At 70.0% G+C, this 15997-nt stretch carries 17 protein-coding genes and 1 pseudogene; 10 read left to right on the forward strand and 8 right to left on the reverse strand.

The genetic code is table 11. The features are described 5' to 3' along the window. Positions 1-34 precede the first annotated feature (34 nt). Positions 35-832: an amino acid ABC transporter permease gene (locus WFJ36_RS10020; RefSeq protein WP_060921705.1), complete on the forward strand. Its 798-nt coding sequence runs from the start codon at positions 35-37 to the stop codon at positions 830-832. Further along, entirely contained in the window at positions 829-1584 is a 756-nt protein-coding gene (locus WFJ36_RS10025) for an amino acid ABC transporter ATP-binding protein (protein WP_060921706.1), read from the forward strand. The genes WFJ36_RS10020 and WFJ36_RS10025 overlap by 4 nt, the downstream gene beginning before the upstream one ends. 97 nt (positions 1585-1681) lie before the next feature. Here WFJ36_RS10025 and WFJ36_RS10030 read toward each other — a convergent pair whose 3' ends face one another. From WFJ36_RS10030 to WFJ36_RS10050, 5 genes are all read right to left on the reverse strand, one after another. Further along, positions 1682-2773, reverse strand: a complete 1092-nt coding sequence (locus tag WFJ36_RS10030) for an ABC transporter ATP-binding protein (RefSeq protein WP_071327579.1) — start codon at positions 2771-2773, stop codon at positions 1682-1684. Beyond that, complete coding sequence (locus WFJ36_RS10035; protein WP_071327578.1) at positions 2770-3561, reverse strand: ABC transporter permease; 792 nt, start codon at positions 3559-3561, stop codon at positions 2770-2772. Before WFJ36_RS10035 ends, WFJ36_RS10030 begins: the two co-directional genes overlap by 4 nt. Further along, on the reverse strand, positions 3558-4496 hold the full coding sequence (locus tag WFJ36_RS10040; RefSeq protein ID WP_083391607.1) for an ABC transporter permease: 939 nt from the start codon (positions 4494-4496) through the stop codon (positions 3558-3560). The genes WFJ36_RS10035 and WFJ36_RS10040 overlap by 4 nt, the downstream gene beginning before the upstream one ends. Continuing rightward, positions 4493-5632: an ABC transporter substrate-binding protein gene (locus tag WFJ36_RS10045; RefSeq protein ID WP_071327576.1), complete on the reverse strand. Its 1140-nt coding sequence runs from the start codon at positions 5630-5632 to the stop codon at positions 4493-4495. Before WFJ36_RS10045 ends, WFJ36_RS10040 begins: the two co-directional genes overlap by 4 nt. A 134-nt stretch (positions 5633-5766) precedes the next feature. Beyond that, complete coding sequence (locus WFJ36_RS10050; RefSeq protein ID WP_071328052.1) at positions 5767-6282, reverse strand: GNAT family N-acetyltransferase; 516 nt, start codon at positions 6280-6282, stop codon at positions 5767-5769. 105 nt (positions 6283-6387) lie between these two features. On the opposite strand from WFJ36_RS10050, the gene WFJ36_RS10055 reads away from it, so the two are divergent. Continuing rightward, positions 6388-7161 carry a sulfite exporter TauE/SafE family protein gene (locus WFJ36_RS10055; RefSeq protein ID WP_336643257.1) on the forward strand — a complete coding sequence of 258 codons (774 nt, stop codon included), beginning with the start codon at positions 6388-6390 and terminating at the stop codon, positions 7159-7161. 103 nt (positions 7162-7264) lie between these two features. On the opposite strand, the gene aspS is transcribed toward WFJ36_RS10055, so the two are convergent. Continuing rightward, a complete protein-coding gene (gene aspS / locus WFJ36_RS10060) occupies positions 7265-9043 on the reverse strand; it encodes an aspartate--tRNA ligase (RefSeq protein WP_313391148.1) in 1779 nt (592 codons plus the stop codon). 133 nt (positions 9044-9176) lie between these two features. Between aspS and WFJ36_RS10065 the strand changes: the two genes are divergently transcribed. Beyond that, complete coding sequence (locus WFJ36_RS10065) at positions 9177-9566, forward strand: DUF5684 domain-containing protein (protein ID WP_025104449.1); 390 nt, start codon at positions 9177-9179, stop codon at positions 9564-9566. Position 9567: 1 nt separating this feature from the next. Beyond that, positions 9568-10209, forward strand: a complete 642-nt coding sequence (locus tag WFJ36_RS10070; RefSeq protein WP_025104448.1) for a histidine phosphatase family protein — start codon at positions 9568-9570, stop codon at positions 10207-10209. Positions 10210-10275: 66 nt separating this feature from the next. On the opposite strand, the gene WFJ36_RS10075 is transcribed toward WFJ36_RS10070, so the two are convergent. Together WFJ36_RS10075 and WFJ36_RS10080 are read right to left on the reverse strand one after the other, a co-directional pair. Continuing rightward, the gene (locus tag WFJ36_RS10075; protein WP_336643258.1) at positions 10276-10491 is read right to left on the reverse strand and encodes an FAD-dependent oxidoreductase; all 216 of its coding nucleotides are present in this window, start codon (positions 10489-10491) and stop codon (positions 10276-10278) included. A gap of 74 nt (positions 10492-10565) precedes the next feature. Next, positions 10566-11168, reverse strand: a pseudogene (locus WFJ36_RS10080) (NAD(P)/FAD-dependent oxidoreductase); the annotation flags it as partial. A 55-nt stretch (positions 11169-11223) separates the two neighbouring features. On the opposite strand from WFJ36_RS10080, the gene WFJ36_RS10085 reads away from it, so the two are divergent. Genes WFJ36_RS10085 through ccsB form a run of 5 tightly spaced genes read left to right on the forward strand, consistent with a single transcriptional unit; the run spans position 11224 to position 15906 of the window. Further along, on the forward strand, positions 11224-11628 hold the full coding sequence (locus WFJ36_RS10085) for a MerR family transcriptional regulator (protein WP_336643225.1): 405 nt from the start codon (positions 11224-11226) through the stop codon (positions 11626-11628). Between the two features lie 55 nt (positions 11629-11683). Further along, complete coding sequence (locus WFJ36_RS10090) at positions 11684-12334, forward strand: TlpA family protein disulfide reductase (protein WP_082749996.1); 651 nt, start codon at positions 11684-11686, stop codon at positions 12332-12334. Positions 12335-12350: 16 nt separating this feature from the next. Beyond that, positions 12351-13118, forward strand: coding sequence for a cytochrome c biogenesis CcdA family protein (locus WFJ36_RS10095; RefSeq protein WP_336643226.1), 768 nt, complete (start codon positions 12351-12353; stop codon positions 13116-13118). A gap of 16 nt (positions 13119-13134) precedes the next feature. Beyond that, positions 13135-14916, forward strand: coding sequence for a cytochrome c biogenesis protein ResB (resB, locus tag WFJ36_RS10100; protein WP_071327571.1), 1782 nt, complete (start codon positions 13135-13137; stop codon positions 14914-14916). A 9-nt stretch (positions 14917-14925) separates the two neighbouring features. Then, positions 14926-15906, forward strand: coding sequence for a c-type cytochrome biogenesis protein CcsB (gene ccsB / locus WFJ36_RS10105; RefSeq protein ID WP_336643227.1), 981 nt, complete (start codon positions 14926-14928; stop codon positions 15904-15906). Positions 15907-15997: the final 91 nt, after the last annotated feature.

The following is a 15997-nucleotide window of genomic DNA, read 5'->3' on the forward strand; positions in this document are numbered from 1 at the left end:
GTCGAGAGCTGAGTCGGTCGGGAGGACCTTGACAATGGCGTTGAGGCGCACCACGAAACAGAAGCTGTACCGGTACTCGATCTACGCGGTGCTGCTCGCGATCGTCGTCTGGGCGATCGTCAGCACCGACTGGGCGCGGATCGCGCAGCTTTACTTCAACCCCGAGGTCGCGGCGAAGATGCTTCCGGGCATCATCACCACGGCGCTCGTCAACACCCTGTGGTTCACGGCGGTGGCGTTCGCAGGCGGCTTGCTGCTCGGCATCCTGCTGGCGCTGATGAAGCTCTCGGTGATCGCGCCGTTCCGGTGGATCGCGACGGCGTGGATCGAGCTGTTCCGCGGTCTGCCCGCGATCCTCACGATCTTCGCGATCGCGTTCATCCTGCCGATCGGCCTCGGTGTGCCGGCGACCCGCCTCGGCGGGCCGGTCGTCCTGGGCCTGATCGGTCTGATCCTCGTGGCCTCCGCCTATATGGCAGAGACCATTCGGGCCGGAATCCAGGCAGTGCCGAAGGGACAGACCGAAGCGGCGCGTTCGCTCGGCATGTCGCCCATGAAGACGACCTTCTGGATCGTGGTCCCGCAGGGCTTCCGGATCATCATCCCGCCGCTGACGAACGAGTTCGTGCTGCTGCTGAAGGACACGTCGCTGCTGTTCGTCGCGGGCTCCTTCATCTGGTCGAAGGAGCTCACGAACTTCGCCCGCGACGCAGCGACGCAGAACGCCAACGGAACGCCGCTGATCATGGCGGCGATCCTCTACCTGATCGTGACGATCCCGCTCACGCGTCTCAGCGCGTGGCTGGAGCGTCGGATGGCGAGGACACGATGAGCACCGACCTGATCGACGTACAGGCCCCGGCGATCGCGATCCAGGACCTGCACAAGAGCTTCGGCGACAACGAGGTGCTCAAGGGCATCGATCTGACGGTTCTGGCGGGCGAGGTCGTCTGCGTGATCGGCCCGTCCGGTTCCGGGAAGTCGACGCTGCTCCGCTCGGTGAACCTGTTGGAGGAGCCCACGGGCGGCAAGGTGCTCATCGAGGGCATCGACATCACCGATCCCGACATCGACATCGACCGCGTGCGCACCCGTATCGGGATGGTGTTCCAGAGCTTCAACCTCTTCCCGCACCTCAGCGTGCTCGGCAACCTCACGATCGCGCAGCAGCGGGTGAAGAAGCGCTCGAAGGCCGAGGCGGAGAAGGTCGCCCGCGCCATGCTCGAGCGCGTCGGCCTCGCGGAGAAGGCCGACGCGTACCCCGGGCACCTCTCGGGTGGGCAGCAGCAGCGGGTGGCCATCGCCCGGGCGCTGTGCATGAACCCCGACATGATGCTGTTCGACGAGCCCACATCGGCCCTCGACCCCGAGCTCGTCGGCGAGGTGCTGCAGGTCATGCGGTCGCTGGCCGACGAGGGCATGACGATGCTCGTCGTCACGCATGAGATGGGCTTCGCGCGCGAGGTCGGTTCGCGGCTGATCTTCATGGACGGCGGACACATCGTCGAGGAGGGCGACCCCCGCGAGGTGCTGGCGAATCCGCAGCACCAGCGCACGAAGGACTTCCTCTCCCGCGTCCTGTAGTTCTCGCCTCGGGTGTCGCCGAGACCCCGGGCATTCGCCGAGACCCCCGGCTGCAGACGTCTGCAGCCGGGGGTCTCGACGTGAACCCGGGGTCTCGTCAGCCGCGGGGGCGCGCGACCACCGGGACAGGGGTCACCGCGATGCGGACGCGGTCACCGAACGACGGGTGCAGGGCGGGATCGTGCTGCACGCGGACGAGCTCGCCCGACTCCGTGCGCACGAGGGTCCGCCGCATGCTGCCGAGGAACGTGCTCTCCTCCACGAGGGCATCGGTGGCGGCGTCCTCCGCGGTGGTGAAGCGCACGTTCTCCGGACGGAGGTACACGTCGACGGGGCCGTCGGCGGGGGTCTGCAAGGGGAGACGTTGCCCCCACACGACGACGTGCTCGCCGTCCGCGACGCCGGAAACGACGCTGGAGAGGCCCACGAACGCGGCGACCTCGGCGGTCGCGGGAGTCGTGTACAGCTCTTCCGGGGAGCCGATCTGCTCGATGCGACCGGCGTTCATGACCGCGATCCGGTCCGACACCGCGAGGGCCTCCTCTTGGTCGTGCGTGACGAAGACGGTCGTGATGCCGAGCCGCAGCTGGATGCGCCGGATCTCGTCGCGGAGCTGCACGCGCACCTTGGCGTCGAGAGCCGACAGGGGTTCGTCGAGCAGAAGCACCCGGGGTTCCGTGACGAGGGCGCGAGCCAGGGCGACCCGCTGCTGCTGTCCGCCGGAGAGCTGATGCGGGAACCGGTCGGCAAGGTCGGCGAGGCCCACGAGGGCGAGCGCATCAAGGGCACGCCGCGCCGCCTCGGTCTTGCCGACACCTCGACGACGGAGCCCGAAGGCCGTGTTGTCGACGACGCGGAGGTGCGGGAAGAGCGAGTACGACTGGAACACCATCCCGATGTCGCGCCGGTTCGTCGGCACTCGCGAGACGTCCCCGCCGCCGAGGAGGACGGTTCCCTCGTCGGCGCCTTCCAGTCCCGCGAGCACACGGAGCAGCGTCGTCTTGCCGCAGCCGGAGGGACCGAGCAGCGAGACGAACTCCCCGGGGGCGATGTCGAGGTCCACGCCGTGCAGCACCCTCGTACCGCCGTAGCTCTTGACGATGCCGTGGAGCTCGACCCGCGTGCCGTCGCCGGCCTGGGCGAGCAGCAGGTTGTCCTTGGTGCGCGGGAGTGCGTGATCGAGGGTCATGAGCGGGCCTTTCGCGGACCGCGGGCGACGCGGCCGATGAGCAGGAGCAGGAGGAAGACGAACGACAGGGCGAGCAGTGTGAAGATCGCGGGCGCATACGGGTCCTGCTTCTGCACCACGACCATCGCCGTCTGGAAGACCTGCCGGTTGAGGAGGGACGCGATTGTGAACTCTCCGAGCACCACCGCGATGGAGATCAGCGAGGCGGCGAGCAGGCCCTGTCGGAGGTTCGGCGCGACAACGTGGAGCACGACCGTCGGCCAGCCCGCCCCGAGCGAGCGCGCCGCTTCGGACAGCGTGCGCAGATCGGCGGCATCGATCGAGGCCTGGATCGAGCGGAAGGCGAAGGGGAGGACGGTGACGCCGTAGGCGAAGGCGAGGGTCCAGGTGCCGGTGCCCACGGTCCGACCGATCTGCAGGTAGATCGGCGCGAGCCCCACCACGAGCACGATCGCGGGGATCGAGATCGGCAGGAGCGCGACGAACTCGAAGGCTGCCGTGAGCCGGGGGAAGCGGAGGTTCACGAGGATCATCGTGGGGGCCAGGAGGAACAGCACGATCGCCACGGTGACGACCGCGAGGACCAGCGAGTTCCCGAGACCCGTCCAGAGGGGCTTCAGGGCTGCCGACGCCGCGGGGTCGAAGAGGGCGGTCCAGTGCGCGAAGGAGAGCCCGTCCGTGCCTCGGAGCGTGAAGAGGAACGTCGACACGAGGGGCACCGCGAAGAACGCCCCGACGACGATGCCGATCACCGCACGGGTCGCGCGCGACGGGGCGAGGCCGTTCATGCCTGCCACCGCGCGGCACGTCGCTGGATGAGCGAGTACAGCGCCATCACGACCCCGACCACGATGATCATGCCGAGGGCGAGAGCGCCGGCGAGGTTCTCCCGGCCGAGCAGGGTCTCGCTCGTGAGCGCGGTACGGATCTGCAACGGGACGATCTGGGAGCCCTGACTCGCGAGCGCCGCGGCCGTGGCGTACGAGGAGAACGCGTTCGCGAAGAGCAGCAGCAGGCTGGCGAGGAACGACGGCGCCAGCACCGGGAGGCCGATCCGCAGCCAGAAGCTCGCCCTGCTGCCCCCGAGGGTGAGGTTCGCCTCGACCCACTGCGGCTTCAGGGCGGCGAGGGCGGGTAGGAAGGTGATGACCATGAGCGGCACCTGGAAGTAGATGTACGGAAGGATGAGGCCGGGCAGCTCGTACAGCCACGTGCCCTCGGCGAAGATGTCGACGCCGAACGTGTCACGGAGGAAGACCGTGACCACGCCCTGGATTCCGATCGTGGCGATGAAGGCGAAGGCGAGCATGACCCCGCCGAACTGCGCGAGGACCCCGGCGGCCGCGTCCACGGAGCGCCGCACGACGCCGTCCGGGTTCATGCCGAGGAGAGCGTAGGCGACGAGGGCGCCGACGAGGGCGCCGACCGCCGCGGTGAGCAGCGACAGCCCCGCCGAGTTCGCGAAGGTCGTGAGCACCACCGGGTCGCCGAGGGCGGCGACGTTCGTCCAGGTGAAAGCGCCGTCGCGGTCGAAGAACCCGGAGCCGATCGCGAGCACGGTCGGCACGGCGAGGAAGAGCAGCACGTAGGCGGCGAACGGTACGAGTCCCAGCCACGCCACGGACGGCGCCGACCGCCGGGCCCGCGTGTGCGACGCGGGTCCGGCGGCGGTGGCGGGGGCGGACGCCGCGGCATCCACCCCCGGTGCGACGACGGAGGTCACTGGACCGCCGCTGCCCACTTCTCGCCGAGCAGCGTGCCGGCGTTCTCGGACTGCTCCTCGGTCGGCACGACGGTCTCCTCCGGAGCGTCGGGGAGAGCGGCCGCGAGCTTCTCGTCGATCGTGCCGGCCTCGGTCATCGCCTCCATGCGCACCGGACGGGCGCCGCCCTTCAGCCACAGGTTCTGCACCTCGTCGCTGTAGAGGAACTCCTGCCACAGACGCGCGGCCGCCGGGTTCGGAGCGTCGACGTTGATGGCCTGGTTGTAGTAGCCCGCGTAGCCGGTGCCGTCGAAGACCACGACCTTCCAGTCCGGGTTGTCGGCCGTGTGCGCCGCGTTCAGGTAGTCCCAGTCGAAGACGACGGGGGTCTCGCCGCTGGCGACGGTCGCGGTCGTGACGTCGACCTTGAGGAGGTTCCCGGCCTTCTGCAGGTCGGCGAAGAAGTCGATGCCCGGCTGGAAGTCGTCCAGCGTGCCGTCCGACTGCACGGTCGCCAGGCCGACGGCGGCGAAAGCCGCTCCGGCCTGCGTCGGGTCGCCGTTGATGGCGACGGCGCCCTTGTAGTCGGCGGAGAGGAGGTCGGACAGCTCCGCCGGCGCCTCGAAGGCGGAGGAGTCGTAGCCGATCGACATGTAGCCGCCGTAGTCGCCGACGAAGAGGCCGGTGGGCTCCTTCAGCTCGTCGGGGATGTCGTCCCAGGTCTGGACCTTGTACGGGGCGAAGGCGTCGGTGTTCTGCAGGGCGACGGTCAGGCCGAGGTCGAAGACGTCGGGGGCGGTGTCGAGGCCCTTGTTCGTCTCGGCCGCCTGGATCTCCTCGGCGCTGGAGACGTCGGGCGAGGCCTCGTTGACGGTGATCTCGGGGTACTTCTCCGTGAACAGGTCGAGGATCTCGCCGTAGTTCGCCCAGTCGCGGGGGAGGGCGATGACGTTGAGCTGACCCTCCTCCTTCGCGGCCGCCTCCAGGTCGGCGAACGAGCCGAAGTCCTCGACGGAGGTCGCGCTCGCCGCGTCCACGGCGTCGTCACCGGCGGCCGGGGAGTCGGTCGCGGAGGCGCAGGAGGTCAGAGCGATGACGGCCGTGGTGGCCAGGGCGATGCCGGCGCCGATGCGTGCGCGGCGGATGGAGCGTGCCATGAGTGTCCTCTCGGTGTCCGGCGCTGTGCGCCGGTGTCGGGTTGCGAGAGGACACTACGAGGGGGAGGTAGCCGCAGGGAGCGGCTCCGGTGAACGCTCGGTGTCGCGCGGGTGGCGCGGGGATGCGCCGCGATTCAGCGCTGCGGGACGGTGTACTTGAAGCCGCGGTGCGAGCCCACGTAGCCGAGGCGCTCGTAGAAGCGGTGGGCGTCGGCGCGGGCGGCGTCGGAGGTGAGCTGCACCATGGCCGCACCGAGGGCGGGCGCCGCCGTGTCGCCGACCCAGCGCATGACCGCGGAGCCGATGCCCGAGGACCGCAGGTCGCTGCGGACCCGGACCGCCTCGACGAGCAGCCGCCGGGCGCCGCGGCGTGCCATCCCGGGGATCGAGGTGAGCTGGAGGGTGCCGACCACCGCGCCGTCGAGCTCGATCACGAGGAGGTCGTTCGACGGGTCGGCCAGGATCTCGCGGAGGCCGCGCTCGTACGCCGGGCGGTCCTCGTCGGAGGCCACATCGCCGCGGGCGGCGCTGATCGGGTCGTCGGCGAGCAGCGCGATGACGGCGTCGGCGTCGGCCTCGGTCGCCCGCCGCAGCACGGCGTCCCCGCTCCTCGATGCGAACGGATGCGGAAGCGGGAGAGCGGCGAGCATGAGCCCAGTCTGCCAGCGGTGGATGCGGGACGGCGCCCGCGGGTCTGGAATCATGGCGGAGTGGATATCGGCAGCCTCCTCGGTCTCGAGCAGCTCACCTGGGGGATGCTGATCCTCATCATCGTGGCGGCGTTCAGCGCCGGGTGGATCGACGCGGTCGTCGGCGGCGGAGGGCTGCTGCAGCTCCCGGCGCTGCTCCTCATCCCCGGCATCGCCCCGGTCCAGGCGCTCGCGACGAACAAGCTCGCCTCCGTGTTCGGGACCGCGACCAGCAGCATCACCTACTACCGCCGGGCCAAGCCCGACCTCCGCACAGCTCTGCCGATGGCGGTGATCGCGTTGATCGGCTCGTTCGGGGGTGCGGCGGTCGCCACGGTGCTGCCCCCGGCCGCCTTCAAGCCCATCATCGTGATCGCCCTGCTGGCGGTGGCCCTGTTCACGGCGCTCCGGCCGCAGCTCGGGGCGGCGACGCAGCTGCGCTTCCACGGGCACAAGCACCACATCATGGCCGGGCTCGCCGGGCTCGGCATCGGGTTCTACGACGGGATGATCGGTCCGGGGACGGGCACCTTCCTCGTGATCACTCTCGTCGCGCTGCTGGGCTACGACTTCCTGCAGGCGAGCGCGAAGGCGAAGATCGTCAATCTCGCGACGAACGCGGGGGCGCTGCTCCTCTTCATCCCGCACGGCTCAGTGCTGTGGCTGTTCGGGGGCATCCTCGCGGTCGCGAACGTCGGCGGCAGCTACCTGGGCTCGCGGATGGCCATCTCCCGCGGTACGACGTTCATCCGCGTGGTGTTCCTCGTCGTCGTGGTGGCTCTCATCGCGAAGCTCGGCGTCGACGTGTGGAACGAGAACCTCGCCCCCCTCTTCGCCTGATTCTCCCGTTCTTTCTTCGCCGAGACCCCGGGTACGCGACGAGACCCCGGGCTGCCAGCGGCAGCGTCCCGGGGTCTCGGCGGTAAGACGGGGTCTCGGCGGGTCAGGCCTCGTCCTCGGGGGTGAAGTCCACACCGGCCTCGGCGCGCTGCTCGGGGGTGATCGGCGCGGGAGCGGAGGTGAGGGGATCGAAGCCGTTCCCGGACTTCGGGAAGGCGATGACGTCGCGGATCGACTCGGTCTTCGTCAGGTGCTGGAGCACGCGGTCCATGCCGAGCGCGATGCCGCCGTGCGGGGGAGCGCCGAACTTGAACGCATCGAGGAGGAAGCCGAACTGCTCCTGCGCCACCTCGTCGCTGATGCCCATGACCTCGAAGACCCGCTTCTGGATGTCCTCGCGGTGGATGCGGATGGACCCGCCGCCGAGCTCCGAGCCGTTGCACACGATGTCGTACGCGTAGGCGAGGGCCGATCCGGGGTCGGTGTCGAACGTGTCCTCGAACTCGGGCTTCGGGCCCGTGAACGCGTGGTGCACAGCCGTCCAGGCACCAGCGCCCACCGCCACGTCTCCGGAGGCGACCGCGTCGGCGGCCGGCTCGAACATGGGAGCGTCGACGACCCAGGTGAAGGCGAACTCGTCCGGGTTCAGGTAGCCGAGGCGACGGCCGATCTCGACCCGTGCGGCGCCGAGCAGCGCCCGGCTCTCCTTGGTGGCACCGGCGGCGAAGAACACGCAGTCGCCCGGCTCGGCGCCGACGAACTCCGCCAGGCCCGCCTGCTCGGCCTCGGACAGGTTCTTCGCGGCGGGGCCGCCCAGGGTGCCGTCCTCGTTGAACAGCACGTAGGCGAGACCGCGCGCGCCGCGCTGCTTGGCCCAGTCCTGCCACGCGTCGAGCTGCTTGCGCGGCTGGCTCGCACCGCCGGGCATGCGCACCGCACCGACGTACTCGGCCTGGAACACGCGGAACGGGGTGTCCTTGAAGTACTCGGTCGCCTCGACGAGCTGGAGCCCGAAGCGGAGGTCGGGCTTGTCGGAGCCGTACTTCGCCATGGCGTCGGCGTACGTCATCCGCGGCAGCGGGGTCTGCACTTCGACGCCGATCGTCTTCCACATCGCCACGATGAGCGACTCCATGAGGGCGATCACGTCCTCCTGGTCGACGAAGCTCATCTCGATGTCGAGCTGCGTGAACTCGGGCTGACGGTCGGCGCGGAAGTCCTCGTCGCGGTAGCAGCGGGCGATCTGGAAGTACTTCTCCACGCCGCCGACCATGAGCAGCTGCTTGAAGAGCTGCGGCGACTGGGGCAGGGCGTACCAGCTGCCCGGGTGCAGGCGGGCGGGGACGACGAAGTCACGGGCGCCCTCCGGTGTGGAACGGGTGAGGGTCGGGGTCTCGACCTCGGTGAAGTCCTCGGCGTGCAGCACGTCGCGGATCGCCTTGTAGACGTCGGACCGCAGGCGCAGCGCGGAGGCGGCGGCCGGGCGGCGGAGGTCGAGGTAGCGGTACTTCAGGCGCGCCTCCTCGCCGACGGTCTCGGTGTCGGCCAGAGCGGTCGAGACCTGGAACGGCAGCGGGGCCGACTCGTTCAGCACCTCGACGTCGGCCGCGATGACCTCGATCTCGCCGGAGGGGAGGTTCGGGTTGGCGTTGCCCTCGGGGCGTCGCGACACCTCGCCGGTGACCTTGAGCACGAACTCATTGCGCAGCGGGTGGGCGATCTCCTCGTCGCGGATGACGACCTGGGCGATGCCCGACGCGTCCCGCAGATCGATGAAAGCGACGCCTCCGTGGTCACGACGACGATCGACCCACCCGGTGAGGGTGACGGTCTGACCGATGTTCTCGGCGCGCAGGGAGCCTGCGGAGTGGGTGCGCAGCACGGAGGATTCCTCCTGATCCGGGGAAAAGATGAACCCGCCCAGTCTACGCGGGCGTCCCGGCCCTTCCCGGCCGGGTCACCAGCGCGGAGCAGCGGCACCTCAGTAGGATCGCCACGACGAAAGGCGGACCCCCATGCACCTCTCCATCTCGGACGGCAACGGCCTTCCCGACCTGTTCGGCGCGATCTTCTCGGGCACGACGGGACTCATCGCCCTCATCTTCTACATCCTCGTCGTGGTGGGACTGTGGAAGGTCTTCACGAAGGCGGGGTACCCCGGCATCCTCGCGATCATCCCGATCGTGAATGTCGTGTTCCTCGTGAAGATCGCCGGGATGTCGGGCTGGTTCGCCCTGCTCTACCTCGTGCCGATCGCGAACTTCATCCTCGGGGTCATCGTCGCGTTCAAGCTCGGCGCGCGCTTCGGCAAGGGCGGGGTGTTCTCCTTCTTCCTGCTGTTCCTTTTCCCCTACATCGGCTATCTGATCCTCGGGTTCGGCGACTCCCGCTACCGCGAGGTCTGACGTGGCGGCATCACTTCTGCACCTCGTTCGCCACGGTGAGGTGCACAACCCGTCCCGCGTGCTCTACGGACGGCTGCCCGACTATCACCTCAGCACTGCGGGGGAGGAGATGGCGCAGGCGGCGGCGGAGCACGTGGCGGGGCTCGGCGATCCGGTGACCGCCCTGTTCGCGTCGCCGCTGGAGCGTGCGCAGGAGTCGGCTGCCCCGTTCGCGGAGGTGTTCGACCTCGAACCCGAGACCGACATCCGTCTGATCGAGCCGACGAACGTGTTCGAGGGCACCCGGATGCGGCGGTCGCTGATGAACCCGATGAACTGGTGGCACCTGCGTCAGCCGTCGCTGCCGAGCTGGGGCGAGCCGTACGCGTCGATCGCGGAGCGCATGCTCGGGGTGATGGACGAGGCGTGGACGGCCGCGGCCGAGATTCCGACCGCGGGGGACATCGTGATGGTGTCGCATCAGGCGCCCATCTGGATCACGCACCTCCGCGTCGCCGGCCTCCCGCTTCAGCACGACCCGCGGACCCGCCGCTGCGCCCTGTCGAGCGTGACCTCGTTCGCGCGCGTCGGCGACGTCTGGCGCGAGGTCTCGTACGCCGAGCCCGCCGCGACCGGCGGTGCTGTCGACGTCGGGGCCGTCTGACCCCCGTTCGAATCGCCTGAATGGCCCCATCCCGCCGGGAGATGGGACCAATCGGGCGATTCGAAGTCAGAGGGACTGGAGCACCCCCACCGCGGCGAGCTGTCCCGCGGCGGCGGCGAGGAGGACCGAGGCCATCGGGCCGGGGAGGGTCGCGCGATGGGCGAGGTCGCCCGCCGCGAAGACCCCCGGAAGCGACGTCCTCCCGAACTCGTCGATCTCGATGGACCCCGACTCCAGGAGCCGCAGCCCGAGGTCCGCGGCGAACGACGCCCGGTGCCGCATCGTGCCGGAGGCACGAACACACCCGCGACGTCGAGGACGCCCTCCGCGCTGCGCACCCGCACCCCGTCTCCGTGCGCGGCGACAGCCTCGACCCGAGCGGAGGCCACCCGCACCCCGAGCTCCTCCAGCGCGACACGGTCCTCCGCGGCGAACGGCTCGCCCACCGGGACCACCGTGATCTCGCCGACGATACGGCCGAGCAACCCGATCAGATGGGCCGCCCGGGGAGCCGCCCCGAGGATCGCGATCGGCTTCCCGGCGTGCTCGTGTCCGTCGCAGAACGGGCAGCTGAAGACCCGGACGCCCCAGAGCTCGGCGAGACCAGGCACCGGCGGGAGGTCGTCCGCGACGCCGGTCGCCAGGATCACCCGTCGGGCGTCGGCCACCGACCCGTCGGCGAGGCTCACCGAGAAGCCCGTCTCCGCGTCGCCCGAGATCCGCTGCGCCGCGACGTCGCGCACCTCGACGTCCGCATAGGCCGCGAGCTCCGTGCGGGCCTGGGCGCGGAGGTCCGCCGGGGCCTTCCCATCGGCGCCGATCATGTTGTGCATGTGCCGCACGGTGCCGTTGCGGTACTCGCCGGAGTCCAGCAGGAGCACGGGCCGGTGCATCCGTCCGAGGGTCAGCGCCGCCTGGAGTCCGGCGGGGCCGGCACCGATCACGATCGCGTCGTACATGGGGGTTCCCTTCTCGCGTCTTGCGTTCGGCACCAGTCTGTGACTTCATGTCAACATGAAGTCAAGCGACCCGCACCCATGGTCCGTCGGCGAGGTCGCCGCGCGGTTCGACCTGCCGACGAACGTGCTGCGGCACTGGGAGACCGTCGGACTGCTCCGGCCGCCCCGCGACCAGGCGGGCCGGCGTCGGTACGGCGAGGACGAGGTCGTGCGCATCGCCGTCATCCAGCGCAGCAAGGCCGCCGGGATGAGCCTCGACCAGATCGCCGTGCTCCTCGACGACGGCAGCGCCGGGCGGCATCAGGTGCTGCAGCAACATCTCGACGACCTCGACCGCCGGATGGAGGAGATGCGGCGATCGCGGGAGATGACCGAGCACGCCATGGGGTGCCGGGCGCACGACATCGCGACCTGTCCGCGGTTCCGCGCCGGGGTGGACGACGTGCTCGCGCGCTTCTGACTCCCCCCGGGGGTACCCGGCCGATGCATAGGAAGCTCTGCGTAAACTCGGAGACGTGTCCCGCGCTTCCAGGATTCACCCGATCCGCAACGGCCGCCCCTCCCGTCTTCGGCCCCTCGGCCGCCTGGGCGGAGCCGCGCTCGCTGCGGTGCTCGCCGTCGGTCTGAGCGCCTGCGCTCCCGACGCCGTGAGCGAGTCGTTCCTGAACGGCGAGAACACCGGCTACGTCGCCGCCGACGGCGCGATCGTCGAGATCCCCGTCGCCGAACGCGGAGAGCCGGTCGAGTTCGCCGGGGTCACCGAGCACGGCGAGGACTTCGACAGCGCCGACATCGCCGGGAAGGTCGCGGTCGTGAACTTCTGGTACGCCGGCTGCGCCCCGTGCCGCGTCGAGGCCCCCGACCTGGAGGCCGTCTGGCAGGAGCACCAGGACGCGGACGTGCAGTTCATCGGTATCAACACGCGCGACCAGGCGGACACGGCTGTCGCGTTCGCCGACGAGTTCGGGATCACCTACCCGAGCCTCATCGACGTGGACACCGCCCAGGCCAAGCTCGCCTTCGCGAAGGTCGTGCCGATCTCGGCCACCCCCACCACGCTCGTGCTCGACAAGCAGGGCCGCGTCGCCGCGAAGATCATCGGTCCGATCGACGGCACCTCCGTGCTCTCCACGCTCGTCAAGGACGCGCTGGCGGAGGACTCCTGATGTCCGCGAGGTCGTCGTGAACCCCGACGCGATCATCGGATCCGGAGCCCTCTGGATCGCGGTCCCGGTGGCGATGCTCGCCGGACTCGTCTCGTTCCTCTCGCCGTGCGTGCTCCCACTCGTTCCGGGCTACCTCGGCTTCCTCGGGGGAGCCGTCACGCCGCGGAACACCTCGGCGACCGGCGACGGCGCCCCCCAGACCGCGACGCGCAGCCGCCTCGTCCTCGGCGTGCTGCTGTTCATCCTCGGCTTCACCGTGGTCTTCATCCTCTACACGGTGCTCGGCGGCACCGCCGGCGTGTTCCTGCTCCAGTGGGGCGATCTCATCACCCGCATCCTCGGCGTCGTCATCATCGCGATGGGCCTGGTCTTCCTCGGGCTCTTCGGGTTCGCGCAGAAGGAGCTCCGCTTCCACGTCGACTCGAAGGCCGGGATGGTCGGGGCTCCGCTCCTCGGCGTCGCGCTCGGCATCGGCTGGGCGCCCTGCATGGGCCCCACGCTTGCCGCCATCCTCGCCCTCTCCTTCAACGCCGGCGATCCCGTCCGCGCAGGCTTTCTCGGCCTCGCGTACTCCCTCGGCCTCGGCATCCCGTTCCTGCTCGTCGCCCTCGGCTTCGGCTGGGCGACCAAGGCCATCGGGTTCCTGCGCCGCCACATCCGGGTCGTGAACATCCTCGGCGGCGTGCTGCTGATCCTGCTCGGCGTGCTGATGGTCACCGGACTGTGGACCGACATCATGTCGCGGCTGACGGCGGTGATCGGCAGTGTCGTCCTCCCGCTCTGACCGCTCCGAGAAGACCATGACGAAGAACAAGGGTGCCGTGACCAACGACTCCAGCGATCCGCTCCGCCCGTCCGACCACGTCGACGGCGACGACACCATCACCCAGCCGCGCCTCGGCTTCGTCGGCTGGCTGCGGTGGGGGTGGCGTCAGCTCACCTCGATGCGCACGGCGCTCGTCCTGCTGCTCGTCCTGGCGATCGCGGCCATCCCCGGATCGATCTTCCCGCAGCGGATGGCCGACCCGAACGGCGTGACGCAGTGGGAGCGCGACAACCCCGACCTGTTCCCGGTGCTCGACGCGCTCAAGCTCTTCGACGTGTACCTGTCGCCCTGGTTCTCGGCGATCTACCTGCTGCTGTTCACCTCGCTCGTCGGCTGCGTCATCCCGCGCATCAAGCACCACGCCAAGGCGCTGCAGGCCCGCCCGCCGCGCACGCCCGCGCGGCTGCGGCGCCTGGAGGACTACCGCGCCGTCACCCGCGACACGGTCGCCGACTCCGGCACGCGGACGGGGGACGCCGACGCGGAGGCCGCCGCCTCGATCGACGTCGCCACGAAGCAGCTCAAGGCACTCGGCTACCGCGTGGAGCGCTATGACCGCGGCCGCACGTACTCGGTGTCGGCCGAGCGCGGCTACTGGCGGGAGACGGGCAACCTGCTCTTCCACCTCGCCCTCGTCGGCGTGCTCGTGACGATCGGCGTCGGCGGCGGCTTCGCCTACACCGGCCAGCGCGTGCTCGTCGAGGGGGAGACCTTCGCCAACACGCTGCTCGACTACGACTCGATGAACCGCGGGCGCTTCGTGGCCGACGACTCGTTCGCGCCGTACTCGATGCGGCTGGACTCCTTCGACGTCACGTATCAGCCGTTCGGCGAGCCCGGCTCCGGCCAGGCCGGGAACTTCTCCGCGAACATGACCATCCAGGAGAACGGCGAGGAGCGCGAGGGTGCCGTCAAGGTCAACGAGCCCCTGGGCGTGGCCGACGACGACGTGTTCCTGCTCGGCAACGGGTACGCCCCGACGGTCACCGTGCGCGACCCCGAGGGCAACGTGGTGTTCCACAACAGCACGCCGTTCCTCCCGCAGGACAACAACATGACCTCGCTCGGCGTGCTCAAGGTGCCGGACGGCCTGGCCGAGCAGGTGGGCCTCGTCGGCTTCTTCTACCCGACCACCGGCGTGCTCGACACGGGCGCCTTCTTCTCCGCCTACCCCGACCTCACCAACCCGACGCTCACGCTCGACGTGTACACGGGCGACCTCGGGATCAACGACGGCGTGCCGCGCTCGGTCTACGTGCTCGACACCTCCGACATGACCAAGCTCACCGGACGCAGCACCGACGTCGAGTCGATCGAGCTCTCACCCGGTGAGACCGCGCAGCTGCCGAACGGCCTCGGCTCGGTGACCTTCGACGACGAGTCGCCGGAGGGCGCCACCGACTCCTCCGAGTCCGTCAAGCGGTTCGCCTCCCTGCAGATCCACCGCGACGAGTCCGGGGTGTTCGTGCTCGGGTTCGCGCTGCTCGCCCTCGGCGGCCTCATGCTGGCCCTGTTCGTGCCGCGTCGGCGCGTGTGGGTGAAGGCCACCGCGGCGGACGGCGCGGTCGACCTCGAGTACGCGGCCCTGGCCCGAGGGGAAGACCCCACGCTCGCCCGCGCCGTGGACGACCTCCGCGCCGGTCACGCCCGGCTGCTCGACGCCGCGGGCGGCACGATCGCCCGCACCCCTGAAGACGCCGACGAGGATGCCGCGGACGCCGCCGCGGACCCTGCGGCCCCGGCACCCGGAAAGTAGACTGACACCATGCTCGAGCTCACCGTGATCTCGCCCGTCCTGCTCTGGACGGCGATCGCGATCTACGCGGCGGCCTTCGTGGCCTACGCCTTCGATCTCGCGCGTCGCTCGCAGGCGACCGCCGACGCCCACACCGTCCGCGAGGGCGAGCTCGTGGCCGCCGGTCGCGCCGGGGGCGTCTCCGCGCCGCTCGATGCGACCGGAGCCCCGGCGGCGGCGCCGCAGCGGTTCGTCATGGCCCGCATCGGCACCTCGCTCACGGTGCTCGGCTTCGTGTTCCACCTTGCGGCGACCCTCACCCGCGGTATCGCTGCGGGACGGGTGCCCTGGGCGAACCTGTACGAGTTCGCGATGGTGGGCACGCTCCTCATCATCGCCGTCTACCTCGTGGTGCTGACCCGCCTCGACCTGCGCTTCCTCGGCACCTTCATCACAGGCCTCGTGGTCGTGCTCCTGGGCCTCGGCGCGACGAACTTCTACGTCGAGGTCTCCCCGCTGATGGACCCGCTGAAGAGCGTCTGGCTCATCATCCACGTGTTCGTGGCCTCGCTCGCCACGGCGTTCTTCGCCCTCGCCTTCGCGCTCTCGGTGATCCAGCTCATGCAGGCCCGACGCGAGCGGCTGCTCGGCGAGGGGGCGGCGAAGACCGGCCCCGGGTTCCTGCGCACCTTCCCGCCGGCGGAGCGCCTGGAGAGCCTGGCATACCTGTTCACGATCATCGGCTTCATCCTCTGGACCTTCACCCTCATCGCCGGGTCCATCTGGGCGTACTACGCCTGGAGCCGCTTCTGGGGCTTCGACGTGAAGGAGACCTGGACCTTCGTGATCTGGGTGCTCTACGCCGGATACATCCACGCCAGGGCGACGCGTGGCTGGCGCGGCAACCCCTCGGCCTGGCTCTCGATCGTCGGCTTCACCGCGGTGATCTTCAACTTCACCATCGTCAACGTCTTCTTCAAGGGCCTGCACGCCTACTCCGGCCTGAGCTGATCCCACCGAGCACAGCTTCGGAGGTCGCGAGGGACACACCGGCGGGCGGGGCTCGGTGTCGGTGAGTCGTCCGCCATCTCCGAAGTCGTGC

Origin of the sequence: Microbacterium sp. MMO-113, from assembly GCF_037148555.1 — a bacterium.
In the GTDB taxonomy this organism is placed as follows: Bacteria; Actinomycetota; Actinomycetes; order Actinomycetales; family Microbacteriaceae; genus Microbacterium.

Coding starts and splice junctions, on each gene's coding strand:
- WFJ36_RS10065 (WP_025104449.1), top strand. CDS start 9,177: ATGCACCTCTCCATCTCGGACGGCAACGGCCTTCCCGACCTGTTCGGC.
- WFJ36_RS10050 (WP_071328052.1), bottom strand. CDS start 6,282: ATGCTCGCCGCTCTCCCGCTTCCGCATCCGTTCGCATCGAGGAGCGGG.
- resB (WP_071327571.1), top strand. CDS start 13,135: ATGACGAAGAACAAGGGTGCCGTGACCAACGACTCCAGCGATCCGCTC.
- WFJ36_RS10030 (WP_071327579.1), bottom strand. CDS start 2,773: ATGACCCTCGATCACGCACTCCCGCGCACCAAGGACAACCTGCTGCTC.
- ccsB (WP_336643227.1), top strand. CDS start 14,926: ATGCTCGAGCTCACCGTGATCTCGCCCGTCCTGCTCTGGACGGCGATC.
- WFJ36_RS10045 (WP_071327576.1), bottom strand. CDS start 5,632: ATGGCACGCTCCATCCGCCGCGCACGCATCGGCGCCGGCATCGCCCTG.
- WFJ36_RS10085 (WP_336643225.1), top strand. CDS start 11,224: ATGAAGTCAAGCGACCCGCACCCATGGTCCGTCGGCGAGGTCGCCGCG.
- WFJ36_RS10020 (WP_060921705.1), top strand. CDS start 35: ATGGCGTTGAGGCGCACCACGAAACAGAAGCTGTACCGGTACTCGATC.
- WFJ36_RS10075 (WP_336643258.1), bottom strand. CDS start 10,491: ATGCGGCACCGGGCGTCGTTCGCCGCGGACCTCGGGCTGCGGCTCCTG.
- WFJ36_RS10025 (WP_060921706.1), top strand. CDS start 829: ATGAGCACCGACCTGATCGACGTACAGGCCCCGGCGATCGCGATCCAG.
- WFJ36_RS10055 (WP_336643257.1), top strand. CDS start 6,388: ATGCTGATCCTCATCATCGTGGCGGCGTTCAGCGCCGGGTGGATCGAC.
- WFJ36_RS10035 (WP_071327578.1), bottom strand. CDS start 3,561: ATGAACGGCCTCGCCCCGTCGCGCGCGACCCGTGCGGTGATCGGCATC.